We start from the raw sequence: 15925 nt of genomic DNA, 5'->3' as shown, positions 1-15925 counted from the left end.
GCTACTTGACCTCGTCCTTGGCCTCGTTTTCGGCAGGGGCGGAGGTGGTGGAAGGAGCGGAGGTGGGGGCGGGAGCGGCGGCGGCCTCCGGCTCGGGGGCCTGGGCCTGAGCGGCCTCCATCGCGGTCATCCGGGGCAGCAGGAAGAGCACGGCGACCAGCAGCACGAGCAGCAGGGTGCCGCCCGTGACGAGCGGGGTCCGGATGCTGGTGACGGAGGCGATCCACCCGCTGAGCGCGGCGCCGCCCATGATGCCGAGTCGGCTCAGCAGCATGTAGCAGCTGTTGACCCGGCCGAGCAGCTCCTTCGGGATGGCCTGCTGGCGCAGCGAGAGCGCCTGGATGTTCCAGGTCACGATGCCGAAGCCGATCACGCCGTACAGCGCCGCGATCTCGAACACCGAGGTGCTGAACGCCATCAGGATCAGCGAGACGCCCATCAGCAGGAAGGAGAGGGCGATCCGGGTGCCCCGGCTGAGCAGGCTGCTGAGCCGGCCGGCCAGGGTGCTCGCGGCGGTGCCGCCGATCGCGCCGGCCGCGAGGACGATGCCGTAGGAGGCGGCGGGGGCCTTCACGACCTTGGTGACCATCAGCACCATCATGGTGGTGCCCATGAAGCAGGTCAGCGCGCCGAGGGTGGAGAGCACGGCGAGCATCCGCACCTCGCGGTGGCGGAACAGCCAGCTGACGCCCTCGCGGATCTCGGTGAGCACCGGGCGGCCGGCCTTGGCGCGGGCGGCGGTGGAGCGGCCGGTCGCGGCGACCAGGACGGCGGCGAGCGCGAAGGAGACGCCGTCCACCGTGAAGGGGAAGCCGGCGGCCACGGCGAACAGCACCGAGCCGAGCAGCGGGCCGATCAGGTTCCCGCCGACGAGCATGTTGGCCTGCATCCGGCCGTTGGCGGTGTCCAGCTGGTCGGGGCGGACCAGCTCCGGGACGGCCGAGGTGGCGGCGTTGGAGAAGACCGTCTCGCCGCAGCCGAGCAGGAAGGCCAGTGCGGCGAGCGCGACCAGCGGCGGGGTGGCGAGGAAGACCCAGCAGGCGAAGCCCAGGACGACGACGGCGCGCAGGGCGTCGATCGTCCACATCAGCTGTCGCCGGTCGGCCCGGTCGGCGAGTACGCCGCCGTACAGCGACATCAGCAGGAAGGGCAGCGACGCGGCGACGGAGACCACCGAGACCGCGCTGGGCGAGTCGGAGACCGCCACCGCCAGCAGCGGCAGGGCCGAGTCCCGCATGCCGTCGCCGACCGAGGAGATCGCCGAGGCGGACCACAGCAGGGTGAACTTCCGGCCCAGTTGCGGACGGCTTTTGGGTGGCTTCTCGGCCAGGTCTGCTGCGGTCACCGACGCAGTATGTCATGTCCGCGGAGGGTCTTTCGGGCGGATTCCGAACTGCCCGTGGTGTCCCGAACTGCCCGTGTCGGCAAGGAAGTCGGGGTCGTCCCGAGCTGTCCGGACTGTCCTGCCGGTTTGGGAACTCTTGACGGCGTTCCCGGCCGGCCGAGAGTGGCGGGCTGTCGGGGCGGGCCCGGGGTGTGTGGGTGGCGGCGGGCCCGCCCGGTGGGGTGGTGCGGGTGGGGGTGGTCAGTGCTTCGGGACGGCGTCGGCGGTGTCCGGGATCGGGTAGGCGGCGGGGTCGACGGGGCCCGGGAGGTCGGTCGCGGGGCGGCCGGGGGCGGCCGGGTCGGGCAGTGACGGCTGGGCGGGCGGGGCGGGGACCTGGCTGAACGGGATGCCGGGCGGCGCCTGGACCGGGGTGGTGCGGCCGGCGGGTACCGGGCCGCGACCCTGGACTCCGCAGCCGGCCACGGCCTCCAGGTTCTCCGGGCTCTGCACGGCGGGCTGGTTGCCGGTGAAGCAGTTGCCCGGGTCGACGGAGGCCATGGTGAGGTCGGTGCCGTTGCCGGTGGCGCGGTTGCCCTCGACGCGGTTGCCGCTCGCCGGGTGGCCGGGCGGGTCGGTGATGACGATGCCGACGGCGCGGTTGCCCTGGACGAGGTTGCGCTGCACCTGGTTCGCCGTACCGCCGCCGATGCCGATCCCGATGCCGTAGCCGCCGTCGGCCTGTTCGGGGGTGTCGGCGGCGTTGTTGTCGGTGACGGCGTTGCCCGCGATGACCGCGCCGTGCTGCGGGGCGAGGGCTTCGAGGTCGTTGGAGTTGACGGTGACGCCGACGCGGTTGCCGGTGACCCGGTTGCCGAGGATGCTCAACCCGTCGGAGGCGTTGGTGAGTTCGATGCCGACGGCGTTGCGCTCGACGGTGTTGCCGCGCACCAGGGTGTCGCAGGGCTTGCACTGGCCGACGTAGATGCCGGAGTCGGCCTGCCCGGAGGCGTACGAGTCCTCGATGACGCCGCCGCGCGCGTCGAAGGCGTAGATCCCGTACAGGCCGTTGTTGTAGGCGGTGACGCGGGTCGCGCGGAAGCCCTGGACGACGGGGAATCGGGCGGTGTCCAGGGGGTCGTAGGCGGAGCCGCCGGCGCCGCGCTGCTGCAGTTTCTCGTCGGTGACGCCGGTGAACAGGACGCCGTTGGCCAGGTAGCCGTGGACGGTCAGGTTCTCGACCACCGAGCCCGGGCCGGTGACGGTGACGCCGTTGACGAGCCGCACGCCGCCGTCGAGGACCACGGTGTTGCGGTCGGTGCCGCGCAGCACGATCCGGGGCTTGGTGATCCGGACGCTCTCGCGGTAGGTGCCCGGCTCGACCAGGACGGTGTCGCCCTCGCGGGCCACGTCCACGGCCTGCTGGATGGTCGGGAAGTTCTGCGGGACGCGAACGACCGTGCCTTCCGGGTGTCGTGCATCGGACGAGGTCGAACCGGTGGACGAGCAGCCGGAGACGGCGAGCGCGGCGGCGGTGAGCAGGGCGGGGAGGAGGTGGCGGAGCGCGGCTCCCCGTGGGGGCGTTGTGGCGGGCGTCGTAGCGGACGTTGTAGTGGACGCTGCGGCGGAGCGAAATTGACGTGTGATCAAAAGTTGCATAAGGCGTGTTCTATCGTCTCCAATGTCGCCCATGCATGCCGAAAACGGAAAGGCGCAGAACCGGCCACGAACTGTCCGAACTGTCCCGAGCGGCGTGGACCGCAGGGCCCTGCTCGCGGGCGGGGCGGTCCTGGCCGCCGGGGTCGGTGCGGGGGTCGGCGCCGGGGTCACGGCGCTGGCCCGCGGGGGCGACGGCGGACGGGCCGCGGCGCCGCCGCCCGAGCCGTCCGTCCCCTTCCACGGCGAGCGGCAGTCCGGGGTGACGGCCCCGCAGCAGCCGGCCACCCAGCTGCTCGCCTTCGACCTGGCGCCCGCCGCGACCTCGGACGGCCGGACCGCCCTGCGGGGCCTGCTCGGGGAGTTGACCCGGGTGCTCGCCGAAGCCGTCGGCGGCACGTCGGCGGACGCGCGCCTGCGCGGCGGCGAACCGGCCCGGCTCAGCAGCCTGCTGGGGGTCGGGCCGGGGCTCGCTTCCCGGCTGGGGCTGAACGTTCCGGCGCCGGTCCTCGCGGAGCTGCCCGCCTTCCCGGGGGACCGGCTCGACCCGGCGCGGGGCGGCGGCGACCTGCTGGTCCAGCTGTGCGCGGCGGACCGGTGGCCACTGTCCGTCGTCGCCGAGCAGGTCGGCGCGGCGGCCGCGGCGGCGGGCGCCGCCGTGCGGTGGACACAGTCCGGCTTCCTGCCCCGGACGGCCGCGGGCACGACGCCGAGGAACCTGTTCGGCTTCAAGGACGGCACGGCGAACCCCGACGAGGACGCCGCCCGGCAGTGGGTCTGGGGCCCGCCGGGCCCGCACCAGCACGGGACGGCCCTGGTCTACCGGCGGATCCGGATGGACACCGCCGCCTTCACCGCCCTCCCCGAGGAGCGCCGGAACCTCGCGATGGGACGCCGGGAAGGCGACGGCGCCCCGCTCACCGGCACGGCCGAGCACGACGAGCCGGACATCTACGCGAAGAACCCCGACGGCTCGTACGTCATCCCGGCCACCGCCCACGTCCGGCTCTCCAGCCCCCGACTGGACGGCGGCGCCCGGATGCTGCGGCGCGGCTACAGCTACGACGACGGACCGGGCGACCGGGGCCTGCTGTTCTGCGCCTTCGTGCGGGACCCGGCGCAGTTCACCCGGGTGCAGAACCGGCTGGCGGCGCGGGACGCGCTCAACCCGTTCCTGGAGCACACGGCGTCGGCGGTGGTGTACGTGCTGCCGGGGGTGACGGAGGGCGGCGTGCTGGGGGAGGGGTTGTTCGGGTGAACCCTCCCGGCACGGCCCGCTGAGCACCAGCGGCACGGCGCGCTGAGCACCGGCGGCACGGCCCGCTGATCACCAGTCGACGGGGATGCGGGCCGGGCTCCTGGTGGTGCTGCCGAGCTGCCAGGCGATGTCCGCGACCGGGGTGGTGAGGCGGAGGCGGGGCAGGGCGGCGGCCAGGCGGTGGAGGGACTCGCGCATTTCGAGCCGGACGCGCCAGGCGCCGATGCAGTAGTGGGGGCCCGCGCTGAAGGCGAGGGTGGGGGCGGCGAGGGGGAGGTCGAGGTCGGCGTCGAGGCCCTCGGGGTAGACGTCGGGGTCCCGGTTGGCACTGCCGAGGCTGATGGCGACGACGGCGTCGGCCGGGATGGTGGCGCCGCCGAGCTCGATCGGGGCGGTGGCACGGCGGATGGTGGCCTCGTCGTCGCCGAGCGGGATGAAGTGGAGCAGGCGTTCGGCGGTGCGTTCGGCGGTGTCCGGGTCGGCGAGACGCGGCCAGTGGTCGGCGCGTTCGCCGAGGAGGTAGACGAGGGCGTTGCCGAGGGCGCCGGCGACGCTCTCGTTGCCGCTCGCGGTGAGCCCGGCGACCAGGTGGACGAGTGACTCCTCGGGGATGCCGCCGTCGTGGTCGGCGGCCTGGACGAGCCGGCTGACCAGGTCGTCGCCGGGATCGCGGCGCCGGCGCTCGATCAACTCCGTGGTGAACGCGCCGTATTCGGCGAGGGCTTCGGCGTGCGCTGCGGCCTCGGTCCCGGCTTCGGTTCCTGTACCGGCCCCGCCTCCGGCCTCGGTTCCGGTCCCGGTTCCGTTGTCGTTGGAGGCCTCGCCGTCGTCCCCCTGGGCGAGCAGTGCGAGCGTCCAGCGGTGCAGCCGGTCCTCGTCCAGGCTGTCCGGGCCGTCGCCGTCGAGTCCCATCAGCCGGGTGGTGACGGCGAAGGGCACCGGCCGGGTGAATGCGGCGACCAGGTCGGCGGGCGGTCCGGCGGCGACCAGCGCGTCCACGGACTGCTGGACGGCGGCCGCGACCCAGGGCTGCCAGCCGGCGATGGCGCGCGGGGTGAAGGCGCGCTGGACGGTGCCGCGCAGGCGCCGGTGGGCGGGGCCGTCCTGGTTGAACAGGGACGCCGGGTTGGCCGCCACGTCGGCGGTGGCGCCCGCGGTGCCGACGTCGTGCAGGTCGGCCCGGGTGATCCGGGGGTCGCCGAGGACCTGCCGGACGTCGTGGTAGCGGGTGACCAGCCAGGCGGGGGTGCCGTCGGGGAGGGTGGTCGGGTGGGGTGGTCGGACTGGGGAGACGGCGAGCCGGTGGAGCGGGGGGAGGGCGGTCCGGGTGTCGGCGGCGGAGTCCATGGGTCCCTTCGGGCTGGGTGCGACCTTCACATCCAACTGTCATATTTTCAGCCGTAGTTGGATGCTTTCTGCGGTTTTTCCCGTTACGGACCGATGGTAAGCGTCACCACCCCCGGTCGGGCGCCGGACCGGCGGGCAGGAACGGCCGGAGCGCGCCCAGGACAGCGCCGATGCAGGCGTCGCGCAGCTCGTCGCGGGTGCAGCTCTCCTCGGTCAGCCAGTCGATGACCAGCACCCGGACGAACACCAGCCAGCTGCGCAGGATCTGCGACACGGCCGGCCGCGCCGTCTCGTCCGCGAGCGGGAGGACGCCGAGCAGGCGGCCGCGCAGGGCGTCGAGCTCCTCGGTGATGATCGTCTGGATCACCTGGTCGCCGGCCAGGACGCGGTTGGCGGCGAGCACGGCGTGCCGGTTGGCGATGAAGTAGTCCAGGTGGGCGTCCATGCCCTCGACCAGCTGCTCGATCAAGCTGTCGGCGGGGTCGAACCGGGACTTGGCGAGCAACTCGTCGGCGGCCTGCCGGTAGACCTCCGCGAACAGGTCGTGCTTGCTCGGGAAGTGACGGTAGAGCAGGGCGCGCGAGACCCCGGCCTGCTCGGCGACCTCCTCCATCAGCACCTCCTCGTACGGGCGGGCGGCGAAGAGCCGGGCGCCGACGGAGAGCAGCTGGGCGCGTCGCTCGGCGGGGGCGAGCCGGCGGCGCCGTTCGTGGACTGACATGCGCGCCAGGGTACTTGACACGTGTCTACTTGTGGGCTTCAACTAGCTTAGTAGACGCGTGTCAACTAAGGCGGCGTCAACCAAGGCGCGTGTCAGCTGGGTCGCAGGTCCATCGGGGCGCGCGCGGACCGGACCGACGACGGGTGGATGGGTCATGGCCAGGACACTGCGGGTGCTCGCGTGGATGATGGGGGTCGCCGATGTGGCGATCGGGTTCTTCCACCTCCTGCTGGGGAACGTCGCGATCCCCGGGGCCGCGCACGCGGGCCCGACGGTCGACAGCTTCGGCCGCTTCATGGGCGCGATCTTCGCCGGGTACGGCGTGGCCTGGATCTGGGCGGCTCGGCAGACGCCGGTGCCCGCGCGGGTGGTGCGGTGGCTGGCGGCGGTGTTCCTGCTGGGTGGCCTCGGGCGGGTGCTGTCCATCGCGGCGGACGGGTGGCCGCACTGGTTCCAGGTGGTGCTGATGGTGATCGAACTCGGGCTGCCGGCCGTCTACTTCTGGCTCGCCGACGCGGACGAGCGGGCGTGCTCGTCCGCGTCGGGCGGGGTTCACGCCACCGGGGCGTAGCCCCCCAGGTGCCCGGCGATGGTGCCCGGGTCGGCGGTGGCGCCGGTGAGTGCGACGTAGCCGTCCGGCCGGACCAGGACGACGGCGTCGCCGCGCAGCCCGTACGCCCGGGCGACGTGGCCGTCGGGGTCGAGGACGGCGGACCGGCGCAGGCCGGCCGCGCCGGGCAGGCCCGGGAGGGCGTACAGGCCGGCTTCGGTGGCCAGGCCGACGCTACCGGGCAGGCCGGCCTCACTGGGCAGGCCGGTGAGTGCCGGGTGCTCGCCGATGGTCAGCAGGGTGAAGTGCGGGCCGCGGAGGAGGTCGAACAGCCGGGTCGGCGTGCCGTCGGCGGTGGTGCAGGGCGCGTCGGGGGCGCGGTCGCCGGCCCGGATGCCGGTGGTGTCGTCGAGGTCGCGGCCGAGCGGGCCGCCCCGGTAGCCGACGGAGAGTCCGGTGAAGTCGGTGCCCGTGGCGGCCGGGTTGACGAACTGGTCGGTCAGTGCGCGGGCGCCGTCGGCACTGAACAGCGCCTTGTGCTGGGCGGAGGTGGCGGCGAGGACGGCGCGGGCGACGGGCAGCCGCTCGTCCTGGTAGCTGTCGAGCAGCGCGTCGGGCGCGCCGCGCAGGACGGCGGCCAGCTTCCAGCTCAGGTTGTGCGCGTCCTGGATACCGGTGTTCATGCCCTGGCCGCCCGCCGCGGACTGGCAGTGCGCGGCGTCCCCGACGAGTAGTACCCGGCCGTCGCGGTAACGCTCGACCATGCGGACCGTCGGCCGCCAGACGCTGGACCAGATGGGTTCGTGCAGCGTGACTCCGGGCAGTCCGGCGCGTTCGGCGAACAGGTGGCGGAAGGTTTCCGCGGTCGGGGCGGGGATCTCGCCGTGCTCGTCCGGGTCGACGGCGGCGTGTACGGCCCAGTTGGTGTCCGCCCGCATCGGGATCATCGCCAGTGCGCCGACGCCGAGCCGGGGGTCGTTCCAGATGTGCATGGCGTCGGTGTCCAGGCCGTCGACGTCCATCGAGGCCATGAGGAACCGTTCCTCCTCCCAGGTCTCGCCGAGGAAGGGGATGCCGGCCAGCTTGCGGACGGTACTGCGGCCGCCGTCGCAGCCGACCAGGAAGCGGGCGCTCAGCCGCTCGGTCCGGCCGCCGCGCCGGACGGTGGCGAGCACGCCGTCCGCGTCCTGGGTGTAGTCGAGCAGCTCGGTGTCCGTCTCGACGGTGACGCCGTGGTCGGCGAGCCGTCCGCGCAGCACCTCCTCGGTGTGGTGCTGGCCGAGCAGCAGCATGCCGGCGTACGGGCGGTCGGGGGTCGGCCGGTGGCCGGTCGCCGGGTCGGCTTCGCCGAGGAGCCGACTCCCCTCGTACGTACGGACCTTGAGGTCGAGCATGCCGCGGTCGAGGATCGCCTCCACGACGCCGAGGTCGTCGAACACCTCCAGCGTGCGCGGGTTGATGCCCTTGCCGCGGACGCCGCGGTCGCGGAACCGCGGCTCCCGCTCGATGACGCGGCAGCCCACTCCAGCGCGGGCCAGTCCGATGGCGAGTGCGAGGCCCACCGGGCCGGAGCCGACCACCAGGACCTCGGTCGTACGGGTGGTGTGAGTCATCTGGGTGGTGTGAGTCGTGTGGGTGGTGTGAGCAGTGCGCATGACGGATCTCCCCCTGGCCATCCGGCCATAAGATACGGCGCGTTTCTTGCCTTCGACTGTAGACTGACCTTGATAAGAAACGCAACGTATCTACGAGAGTCGGGTGCGGGACCAGTGCGAGACACGGTGCGGGCTTCGGCGGGGGACTCGGCGGGGCACTCGGCGGTGGGCGGCAAGCCGGTGCGGCGGCGCGGCGACGAACTGGAGCGGGCGATCCTGGACGCCGTCTGGGCCGAACTCGCCGACCACGGCTACGACCGGCTCACCATGGAGGGCGTCGCCGCCCGCGCACGGACCAGCAAACCGGTGCTCTACCGCCGCTGGCCGAACCGCGCCGCCCTGGTCATCGCCGCCCTCGGCCGCAACGCCCCCGACTACCAGGAGCCGCCGGACACCGGCGAGTTGCGCGCGGACCTGGCGCGCTTCCTGGGCAGCCTGCTGCACCGCTTCGACGACCTGCCGACCGACGCCGTCCACGGCTTCCTGGTCGACCTGCTGCGCGACCCCGAGCTGCGAGCCGGCTTCACCGGCGGACTGACCGCCGAAGGGCCGGTCAGCAGCCTGGGCGTGATGATGCGACGCGCCGCCGACCGGGGCGAGATCAACCCGGTCCGGATCACCCCGCGCGTCGTCTCGCTCCCGCTCGACCTGCTGCGGGACGCGTTCCTGGTGGGCGGGGTCGTACCGTCCGACCGCGTGGTGGCGGAGATCCTGGACGAGGTCGTCCTGCCGCTGCTGAAGGCGCCCACCACGGGCTGACCGGGGCGGGGCCGTGCTCAGGGCTTGCGCTCGGGGGGCGCGAGCCACTTTCGGGCCGCGCGCCGGCGCTACGGCTCCCGGTCGCTGCGGCGCAGGTCGTAGAGGTACGACTTGCCGGCCTTCCAACTGCGCCAGGGGCAGAGCGGCGGGAACCGCTCCTCAGCCGTTCCGCCGGGCAGTGGCGCGGAGTTGGGCACCCCGTCGGCGTCGACCGTGCACCAGCCGCGCTCGGGCAGCCGGCGGCACCAGATGTCGAGGTCGGTCCGCTTGAACGACGGCCTGCCGTTGAAGGTGCCGTCCGCGTCGAAGCGGTAGACCAGGCCGTCCAGCCGGCGGACGAATTCGATCGTCGACACGGTGGATCCCCCCTGTCCGGTCGGTTCTGTTCTGCCCGGTCGGTGTCCGGTCGTCCCGCCCGTCCGGCGGGCCTTGAGCATACCCCTACCCCCTACCTGGGGGCGGTGAACAAGCGTGGGGCCCAGCAGACTTCGCTGCTGGGCCCACGCGTCGAACGGGTGCCGCCCTCCGGGTGCCGTCCTCGCCGGATCAGGAGCGGACGAGGCGGGCGATGGCCTGGTTGGCCTCGCGGATCTTGGTGCCCGCCTCCTGGCCGCCCTCGGCGATGGCGTCGCGGACGCAGCATTCGATGTGCTCGTCCAGGAGTTGGAGGGCGAAGGACTGGAGTGCGCGGCTGGCGGCGGAAACCTGGGTGAGGACGTCGATGCAGTAGGTGTCCTGTTCGACCATGCGCTGCAGGCCGCGGATCTGGCCCTCGACGCGGCGGAGCCGCTTGAGGAAGTCGTCCTTGTGGAGGCTGTAGCTGGCCATGGCCGTCTCCGGTTCCTGTGCGGTGAGGAGCGTTCTCACTCTACCGGGGCGCGGTAGCAGGGGAGTCGGCCCGGACCGGCGGGGGACACCGTCCGGGCCGATGACGGCGGGTCAGCCGTCGAGGCGGCCGACCAGGTCGTAGCCGGCCTCGTCGATGGCGGCGGCCACGTCGGCGTCGACGAGCGGCCGGGTGCTGCCGACGGTGACCTTGCCGGAGGCGAGGTCCACGGCGACGTCGGTGACGCCGTCGATCTTCTTCAGCTCGGCGGTGACCGAGGTGACGCAGTGGCCGCAGGTCATGCCCTTGACCTGGAAGGCCGAGGTCAGGCTCTGGCTCGACGTCGCGGCGGGGGCCTCGGTGGCGCCGGTGCCGCACGAACCGCAGCAGGAGGCGCCCTCGGTGGTGGCCGACTCGACGGTGACGGTGGTCTCGCTCATGGCTGTGCTCCTGTCGTCAGTACCCGACGCCTCCCGGAGTGGCCCGGTCGGCTGCCTTCTTTCGCCGAGAACATACCATACCCCCCTAGGGTACCGAGAGGCGTCGCTCAGCACTGGTAAACAGTACCCCCCTAGGGTATGTTCGGCGACGTTCTCACCGGGGTCGTCGACCGGCGCGCTTGCCGTGCCTGTCGCGGAAGTTGACGACCACTGAGGTCGCCGCCGGCCTCTCCGTCCACGGCTGATACCCCCAACAGGTAGGGAGTAAGAGATGGCAATCGACAACACCGGGCCGAACCCCCGGAGGTGGCGCGCACTGGCGCTGATCGCCGCCGCGCAGTTCGTGGTGATCATGGACACCTCGATCATCGGGGTGGCCCTGCCCAAGATGAAGGACTCACTCGGCTTCGGCCAGGAGAACCTGTCCTGGGTCTTCAACGCGTACGTGGTCGCCTTCGGCGGCCTGCTGCTGCTCGGCGGCCGGCTGTCCGATCTGCTCGGCGCCCGCCGCCTGTTCAGCGCCGGCTGGGCGATCCTGGGCGCCGGCTCGCTGCTCGCCGGCCTCGCCCAGAACGTTCCGGCCGAGCTGGCCGGCCGCGCCGTCCAGGGCCTCGGCGCCGCGCTGATCGCCCCCTCGGCGCTCACCCTGCTGATGATGCTCTTCGGCGGCAGCCCGAAGGAGCTGACCAAGGCCTTCGCCCTGTACGGCGCGGCGGCCCCGGCCGGCGGCACCGCGGGCGTCTTCCTCGGCGGCCTGATCACGCAGTACATCAGCTGGCCCTGGGTGTTCTACATCAACATCCCGGTCGCCGCGGTCGCCCTGCTCGCCACCCCCTCGCTGATGCCCTCCGCACCGCGGCGCAGCGGCGGCATCGACGTCCTCGGCGCACTCACCGTCACCGGCGGCCTGGCCGCCGCCGTGTACGCCATCGTCCGCGCCCCGGAAGCGGGTTGGGCCTCGGCCCCGACCCTGCTGACGCTGGCCGGCGCGGCCGTGCTGCTGATCGCCTTCCTGGTCATCCAGGTCAGGCGCCGCGAGCCGCTGATGCGGCTGGGCATCTTCAAGGTGCCGAACCTCGGCGCCGCCAACCTCGCCCAGTTCCTGCTGGCCGCCGCCTGGGTGCCGATGTGGTTCTTCCTGAACCTCTACCTGCAGCAGGTGCTCCACCTGGGCGCCTTCGCCAGCGGCGCGGCGCTGTTGCCGATGACCGTCGCCATCATGGGCATCATGATCACCCTGGCGCCCAGGCTGATCGCCCGCTTCGGCCCCAAGGCACTGGTCGTCACCGGCATGCTGGCCCTCGGCGCCGGCCTCGGCGGGCTCTCGCTGGCCCGCCCGGACGGCAACTTCTGGACCGACGTACTGCCCGCCTCACTGCTCGCCGCGATCGGCATGGCACTCGCCTTCATCCCCTCCCTCGGCACCGCGATCTCCAGCGCGCCCCCGGAGGACGGCGGCCTCGCCTCCGGCATCGTCAACACCGGCTACCAGGTCGGCTCGGCGCTCGGCCTGGCCGCGATGACCGCCATGGCCGGCGCCCAGACCCCCGACACCACCGTCGAAGGCCTCACCTCCGGGTTCTCCGCGGCCTTCGTCGGCTCCGCAGCGATCGCGGTGGCCGGCGCCCTGCTCGCGGTGGCCACCCTGCGCACCCCGCGCCCCGACGGTGCGGCCGCCTCGGCCGCGTCGGCCGCCGAGGCGCGGTCCGCGGCGGTCGGGTGAGGCCGTGCGCCGTCCCACCGCGGGGCGGGCCCCGACCGGGCGGCCGTCCCGCCGGGCCCTTGCCGCTCCGGGCGCTCGGCGTGCCAGGGTTCTCCATACCCCGTACGGGTATAGCGTGATCAGCGCCCATCAGAGCCCCACGGCACAGCCGCAGGCTCCGGCACCGGCACCACGGGAAGGCGGACCCCCATGCACGCGATCCTGCACGCGCTGTCCATCACCGGGTCGATGACCTGGGAGATCACCTGGGCCCTGATCCTCGGCTTCCTGCTCTCCGCCGTCGTCCAGGCCGTCATCCGCAAGTCCACCGTCGTCCGGATGCTCGGCGACGACCGCCCGCGCACCCTCGCCGTCGCCGCCGGTCTCGGCATGGCCTCCTCCTCCTGCTCGTACGCGGCTGTCGCGCTGGCCCGCTCGCTGTTCCGCAAGGGCGCGAACTTCACCGCCGCGATGGCCTTCGAGATCGCCTCGACCAACCTGGTCGTCGAACTCGGCGTCATCCTGGCCCTGTTGCTCGGCTGGCAGTTCACCGCAGCCGAATTCGTCGGCGGGCCGGTGATGATCCTGCTGCTCGCCGTCCTCTTCCGACTGCTGCTGCGGGACCGGCTGCTGCGCGAGGCCCGCGAACAGGCGGAGCACGGCCGGGCGGGGTCGATGGAAGGGCATGCGGCGATGGACATGTCGGTGGGCGGGGAGGGCTCCTTCGCCCGCCGGCTGCTGTCCGGCCGGGGGCTGACCTCGGTCTCGCACGTCTTCGTGATGGAGTGGGCGGCGATCCTCAGGGACCTGGTGATCGGTCTGCTCATTGCCGGCGCCATCGCCGCCTGGGTGCCGGATTCCTTCTGGCAGGCCTTCTTCTTCGTCGACCACCCGCTCGCCGGCAAGCTCTGGGGCCCGCTGGTCGGCCCGCTGGTGGCGATCGCGTCGTTCGTCTGCTCGATCGGCAACGTGCCGTTGGCCGTCGTGCTGTGGAAGGGCGGCATCAGCTTCGGCGGCGTGGTCGCGTTCATCTTCGCGGACCTGCTGATCCTGCCGATCCTGAACATCTACCGGAAGTACTACGGCGCCCGGATGACGCTCTTCCTGCTCGGCACCTTCTACGTCGCGATGGTCCTCGCCGGGTACGCTGTCGAGTTCCTCTTCGGCGCCCTCGGCCTGGTGCCGGACCAGCGGGACGCGGAGGTCCCGATGTCCGGCGTGGAGTGGAACTACACCACCTGGCTCAACATCGCCTTCCTGCTCCTGGCGCTGGGACTGCTCATCCGCTTCCTCCGCACCGGCGGCGCCGCGATGCTACGGATGATGGGCGGCGCCCCGGATGCGGGCGAGCACGCGGGCCACGACCACCACTGACAACACGTGCGCGAGAAGTCGGCCCGGCCGACTTCTCGCGCAACGATGTATCAGGCGCCCGGAAGGTTCCCGGCCTTGATGGCGGTGATGAACGCCGTCCAGGCGTCGGCGGGGAAAGCCAGAGCCGGACCGTGGGGGTCCTTCGAGTCTCGGACGGCCATGCCGCTGCTGACGACGCGCCCGGTTTCTACGCACTCCGTCGCCTGAGCGCTGTAGCTGCTCTTGTACCAGCCCTGGGTGGGGATCTCCGGCATGGTCATACGCTCACCCTCTTGTTTGATCTGGCACTCACGTCTCTGCCGCGATGGCGGTGATCATATCGAGTGACTGGGTCGGGTTGAGGGCCGACGACCGCAGGTAGTCGAAGACGAGCCCGTAGCCGTCCAGCTCTGGCTCCTTCTCAAGGTAGTGACTGCTGGTAAGCGTTTCGAGAGCCACCGCGCCCGAGGCCGACGAGTCTGTGAACCCGAGCATCACAAACCCACCGCAGGCTCCGGCCGTGGCGCCGACATCCAGCGGCACGACCTGCATCGTGACGTTTGGGAGTTGCGATGCCTCTGCGAGGGAGTGCAACTGTGCTCGGTGCACCTCGGCCCCGCCCACAGGACATCGAAGGGTCGGTTCCCAGATGATTGCCCAGAAGCGTGCCGGGTCCGGCTTGGTCAGAACCGCCTTGCGCTCCATCCGCACCTTGACCAGCTGATCGATGCGTTCCGGGCGAACAGCGGCGGGGTTCGCCTCCAGCAAAGCCCGGGTGTAGTCCTCGGTCTGCAAGAGGCCTGGGATGACCAGGGGTTGCCACGTTCGGATGTACCGGGCGTCGCCCTCCAGATCAAGGTAGTCGGCGTAGGCAGGCGGGACCGTGTCGCCGTAATCACGCCACCAGCCACGCTTCTTGCCTTCCCGGGCGAGCGTTTCAAGAGCGTCCCTGTCGCGTGACTCCGTGACACCGTAGAGGTCCAACAGGATTCCGAGATCCAAGCGCCGGATCCCCACCGAGCCGGTCTCTATCCGACTGATCTTCGCGCGGGAGCACTTGAGCGCGCCCGCAGCATCGTCGGTCGTCTTGTTCGCCGATTCCCGGAGCCGGCGAAGCTCCGACCCCAGACGACGGCCGCGCACGGTCGGCCTCGATTCGTCGGTCACGGTGTTCCCTTCTTGAGCCCATCCCAGTCTGCCTTGTGACGAGGCATTGGATCCAGGCTAGTAAATCTGCACTGATGCAGAAACGCTTGTTGCGAGCCGCACTGATACGGGTGCATGCTACTCGTCGTAGTGCGATGCAACACACAGCGTGATCCTCGCGGCTCATGACTCGGGCATCCCTTTGCCCTCCGCCGCCCCTCGGATCGCGAACTTTCCCACCACCCCCGGAGGAGGCCCCGCCATGCCCGGAACGTTGGAGAAGCCGCCCGCTCCCACCAATCCGTACTCCTGGTGGCTGCCCAGGCACCACAAGTCCGCCGGCTTCGCCCGGCGGCTGCTCCGAACCTTTCTCACCAACCAGCCCGATGGTGAACGGTTCATCGAAACCGGCGAGTTGGTGCTCGGCGAGCTCGTCACCAACGCGGTCCTCCACGCCAAGACCCCGCCGGGGCGGCTCATCTTCATCTGGTTCGAGCTGCGCCCCGACTCGCTCCGCATCGAAGTGCACGACGCCGACGCCAACCGGCCGTCCGTGCCGCGCCCCGCTGCCGAGTACGACGAGACGGGGCGCGGGCTCTGGCTCGTCTCCCACCTGGCGTCCGGCTGGGGCTGTTGCCCGCGTGCGGGTGGCATCGGCAAGGTGATGTGGGCGCTGATCGGTGGGGGCGCGCAGTGAGCGTCGAACTTCCCTTCGCCGTCACCGTCGAGATCAAGGGCGTCACGAAGGCCGCCACCTTCGCCAAGCTCGCCGATGCCCTCGATGGCATCCGGACCAGCCTGGCCCGGCTCCCGTTGGACGACGACCAGGCCGGCTACCTCGCCGACTACTTCTCCCCGGCCTCCACCGGGCGGATCGCCCACCAGCTGGTCGAGTTCGGCGAGGTGCGTGCGATCGCCTTCATCGGCGTGGAGTCTGCCCACCCGATCTGCCTGTGCGCGGCGGCGCCCGAGTGATCGGGCAACTCGCCTGGGCCCGCGTCGAGATGTGGTGGTGCCTCAGCGCCCAGTTCTCCCGTCCGATCCGTGCCATCAGCCCGCGCCGCCAGGCCGCCCACGCCGAGATGCAGCTTTGGTCGGCCACCCCGGGCAACCCGGAAGCCCTCCTCCTCGCAGTGCTCCGGCAAGCCGCACGACACCCGTTCGCGTAAACCTCGGTGCCGGGCGTTC

Annotated in this window: 18 protein-coding genes; 8 read left to right on the top strand and 10 right to left on the bottom strand. The window is 72.0% G+C overall.

Going from position 1 to position 15925, the window contains the following annotated elements; all coding sequences use genetic code 11:
- Nucleotide 1 precedes the first annotated feature (1 nt).
- Together ACIBEC_RS03515 and ACIBEC_RS03510 are read right to left on the bottom strand one after the other, a co-directional pair.
- On the bottom strand, nt 2-1345 hold the full coding sequence (locus tag ACIBEC_RS03515; protein ID WP_360492127.1) for an MFS transporter: 1344 nt from the start codon (nt 1343-1345) through the stop codon (nt 2-4).
- A gap of 240 nt (nt 1346-1585) precedes the next feature.
- Entirely contained in the window at nt 1586-2983 is a 1398-nt protein-coding gene (locus ACIBEC_RS03510) for a right-handed parallel beta-helix repeat-containing protein (RefSeq protein WP_360492124.1), read from the bottom strand.
- 94 nt (nt 2984-3077) lie between these two features.
- Between ACIBEC_RS03510 and ACIBEC_RS03505 the strand changes: the two genes are divergently transcribed.
- Nucleotides 3078-4238, top strand: coding sequence for a Dyp-type peroxidase (locus tag ACIBEC_RS03505; RefSeq protein ID WP_360492121.1), 1161 nt, complete (start codon nt 3078-3080; stop codon nt 4236-4238).
- Between the two features lie 69 nt (nt 4239-4307).
- Here the strand turns inward: ACIBEC_RS03505 and ACIBEC_RS03500 are convergent, their stop codons facing one another.
- Nucleotides 4308-5585 carry a cytochrome P450 gene (locus ACIBEC_RS03500; RefSeq protein WP_360492118.1) on the bottom strand — a complete coding sequence of 426 codons (1278 nt, stop codon included), beginning with the start codon at nt 5583-5585 and terminating at the stop codon, nt 4308-4310.
- Nucleotides 5586-5688: 103 nt separating this feature from the next.
- Nucleotides 5689-6306: a helix-turn-helix domain-containing protein gene (locus tag ACIBEC_RS03495; protein ID WP_360492115.1), complete on the bottom strand. Its 618-nt coding sequence runs from the start codon at nt 6304-6306 to the stop codon at nt 5689-5691.
- Nucleotides 6307-6460: 154 nt separating this feature from the next.
- Here ACIBEC_RS03495 and ACIBEC_RS03490 point away from each other — a divergent pair, with 154 nt between their 5' ends.
- Complete coding sequence (locus ACIBEC_RS03490; protein ID WP_360492112.1) at nt 6461-6877, top strand: DUF4345 domain-containing protein; 417 nt, start codon at nt 6461-6463, stop codon at nt 6875-6877.
- On the opposite strand, the gene ACIBEC_RS03485 is transcribed toward ACIBEC_RS03490, so the two are convergent.
- Nucleotides 6859-8511: an FAD-dependent monooxygenase gene (locus ACIBEC_RS03485; protein ID WP_396287715.1), complete on the bottom strand. Its 1653-nt coding sequence runs from the start codon at nt 8509-8511 to the stop codon at nt 6859-6861. The genes ACIBEC_RS03490 and ACIBEC_RS03485 overlap by 19 nt on opposite strands.
- Nucleotides 8512-8625: 114 nt before the next feature.
- Here ACIBEC_RS03485 and ACIBEC_RS03480 point away from each other — a divergent pair, with 114 nt between their 5' ends.
- Nucleotides 8626-9270 (top strand): TetR/AcrR family transcriptional regulator, encoded by a 645-nt coding sequence (locus tag ACIBEC_RS03480; RefSeq protein ID WP_360492106.1) that lies wholly within the window; start codon nt 8626-8628, stop codon nt 9268-9270.
- A 68-nt stretch (nt 9271-9338) separates the two neighbouring features.
- Here the strand turns inward: ACIBEC_RS03480 and ACIBEC_RS03475 are convergent, their stop codons facing one another.
- From ACIBEC_RS03475 to ACIBEC_RS03465, 3 genes are all read right to left on the bottom strand, one after another.
- Nucleotides 9339-9626, bottom strand: a complete 288-nt coding sequence (locus tag ACIBEC_RS03475) for a hypothetical protein (protein ID WP_360492103.1) — start codon at nt 9624-9626, stop codon at nt 9339-9341.
- A 190-nt stretch (nt 9627-9816) separates the two neighbouring features.
- Nucleotides 9817-10098 (bottom strand): metal-sensitive transcriptional regulator, encoded by a 282-nt coding sequence (locus tag ACIBEC_RS03470; RefSeq protein WP_360492100.1) that lies wholly within the window; start codon nt 10096-10098, stop codon nt 9817-9819.
- 111 nt (nt 10099-10209) lie between these two features.
- A complete protein-coding gene (locus ACIBEC_RS03465) occupies nt 10210-10536 on the bottom strand; it encodes a cation transporter (RefSeq protein WP_360492097.1) in 327 nt (108 codons plus the stop codon).
- Between the two features lie 271 nt (nt 10537-10807).
- Here ACIBEC_RS03465 and ACIBEC_RS03460 point away from each other — a divergent pair, with 271 nt between their 5' ends.
- On the top strand, nt 10808-12259 hold the full coding sequence (locus ACIBEC_RS03460) for an MFS transporter (protein WP_360492094.1): 1452 nt from the start codon (nt 10808-10810) through the stop codon (nt 12257-12259).
- 189 nt (nt 12260-12448) lie between these two features.
- A complete protein-coding gene (locus tag ACIBEC_RS03455; protein WP_360492091.1) occupies nt 12449-13612 on the top strand; it encodes a permease in 1164 nt (387 codons plus the stop codon).
- Between the two features lie 50 nt (nt 13613-13662).
- Here the strand turns inward: ACIBEC_RS03455 and ACIBEC_RS03450 are convergent, their stop codons facing one another.
- Both ACIBEC_RS03450 and ACIBEC_RS03445 read right to left on the bottom strand, forming a co-directional pair.
- Nucleotides 13663-13866: a DUF397 domain-containing protein gene (locus tag ACIBEC_RS03450; protein WP_360492088.1), complete on the bottom strand. Its 204-nt coding sequence runs from the start codon at nt 13864-13866 to the stop codon at nt 13663-13665.
- Nucleotides 13867-13900: 34 nt separating this feature from the next.
- Nucleotides 13901-14758 (bottom strand): helix-turn-helix transcriptional regulator, encoded by an 858-nt coding sequence (locus ACIBEC_RS03445; RefSeq protein ID WP_360492085.1) that lies wholly within the window; start codon nt 14756-14758, stop codon nt 13901-13903.
- A 241-nt stretch (nt 14759-14999) separates the two neighbouring features.
- Here ACIBEC_RS03445 and ACIBEC_RS03440 point away from each other — a divergent pair, with 241 nt between their 5' ends.
- From ACIBEC_RS03440 to ACIBEC_RS03430, 3 genes are read left to right on the top strand one after another with little or no spacing between them, the layout of a single operon-like run.
- A complete protein-coding gene (locus tag ACIBEC_RS03440) occupies nt 15000-15434 on the top strand; it encodes an ATP-binding protein (RefSeq protein WP_360492082.1) in 435 nt (144 codons plus the stop codon).
- Entirely contained in the window at nt 15431-15712 is a 282-nt protein-coding gene (locus ACIBEC_RS03435) for a hypothetical protein (RefSeq protein WP_360492079.1), read from the top strand. Before ACIBEC_RS03440 ends, ACIBEC_RS03435 begins: the two co-directional genes overlap by 4 nt.
- Nucleotides 15709-15906: a hypothetical protein gene (locus ACIBEC_RS03430; RefSeq protein WP_396287713.1), complete on the top strand. Its 198-nt coding sequence runs from the start codon at nt 15709-15711 to the stop codon at nt 15904-15906. Before ACIBEC_RS03435 ends, ACIBEC_RS03430 begins: the two co-directional genes overlap by 4 nt.
- Nucleotides 15907-15925: the final 19 nt, after the last annotated feature.

The sequence above is a fragment of the Kitasatospora sp. NPDC051164 genome (assembly GCF_044455625.1).
Lineage (GTDB): Bacteria > Actinomycetota > Actinomycetes > Streptomycetales > Streptomycetaceae > Kitasatospora.
This window is presented reverse-complemented; position numbering and strand designations above follow the sequence as displayed.

Excerpts from the sequence above, each read along its gene's own strand:
- ACIBEC_RS03510 (WP_360492124.1), bottom strand. The coding sequence starts at position 2,983 with ATGCAACTTTTGATCACACGTCAATTTCGCTCCGCCGCAGCGTCCACT.
- ACIBEC_RS03500 (WP_360492118.1), bottom strand. The coding sequence starts at position 5,585 with ATGGACTCCGCCGCCGACACCCGGACCGCCCTCCCCCCGCTCCACCGG.
- ACIBEC_RS03495 (WP_360492115.1), bottom strand. The coding sequence starts at position 6,306 with ATGTCAGTCCACGAACGGCGCCGCCGGCTCGCCCCCGCCGAGCGACGC.
- ACIBEC_RS03490 (WP_360492112.1), top strand. The coding sequence starts at position 6,461 with ATGGCCAGGACACTGCGGGTGCTCGCGTGGATGATGGGGGTCGCCGAT.
- ACIBEC_RS03485 (WP_396287715.1), bottom strand. The coding sequence starts at position 8,511 with ATGCGCACTGCTCACACCACCCACACGACTCACACCACCCAGATGACT.
- ACIBEC_RS03470 (WP_360492100.1), bottom strand. The coding sequence starts at position 10,098 with ATGGCCAGCTACAGCCTCCACAAGGACGACTTCCTCAAGCGGCTCCGC.
- ACIBEC_RS03465 (WP_360492097.1), bottom strand. The coding sequence starts at position 10,536 with ATGAGCGAGACCACCGTCACCGTCGAGTCGGCCACCACCGAGGGCGCC.
- ACIBEC_RS03460 (WP_360492094.1), top strand. The coding sequence starts at position 10,808 with ATGGCAATCGACAACACCGGGCCGAACCCCCGGAGGTGGCGCGCACTG.
- ACIBEC_RS03455 (WP_360492091.1), top strand. The coding sequence starts at position 12,449 with ATGCACGCGATCCTGCACGCGCTGTCCATCACCGGGTCGATGACCTGG.
- ACIBEC_RS03450 (WP_360492088.1), bottom strand. The coding sequence starts at position 13,866 with ATGCCGGAGATCCCCACCCAGGGCTGGTACAAGAGCAGCTACAGCGCT.
- ACIBEC_RS03440 (WP_360492082.1), top strand. The coding sequence starts at position 15,000 with ATGCCCGGAACGTTGGAGAAGCCGCCCGCTCCCACCAATCCGTACTCC.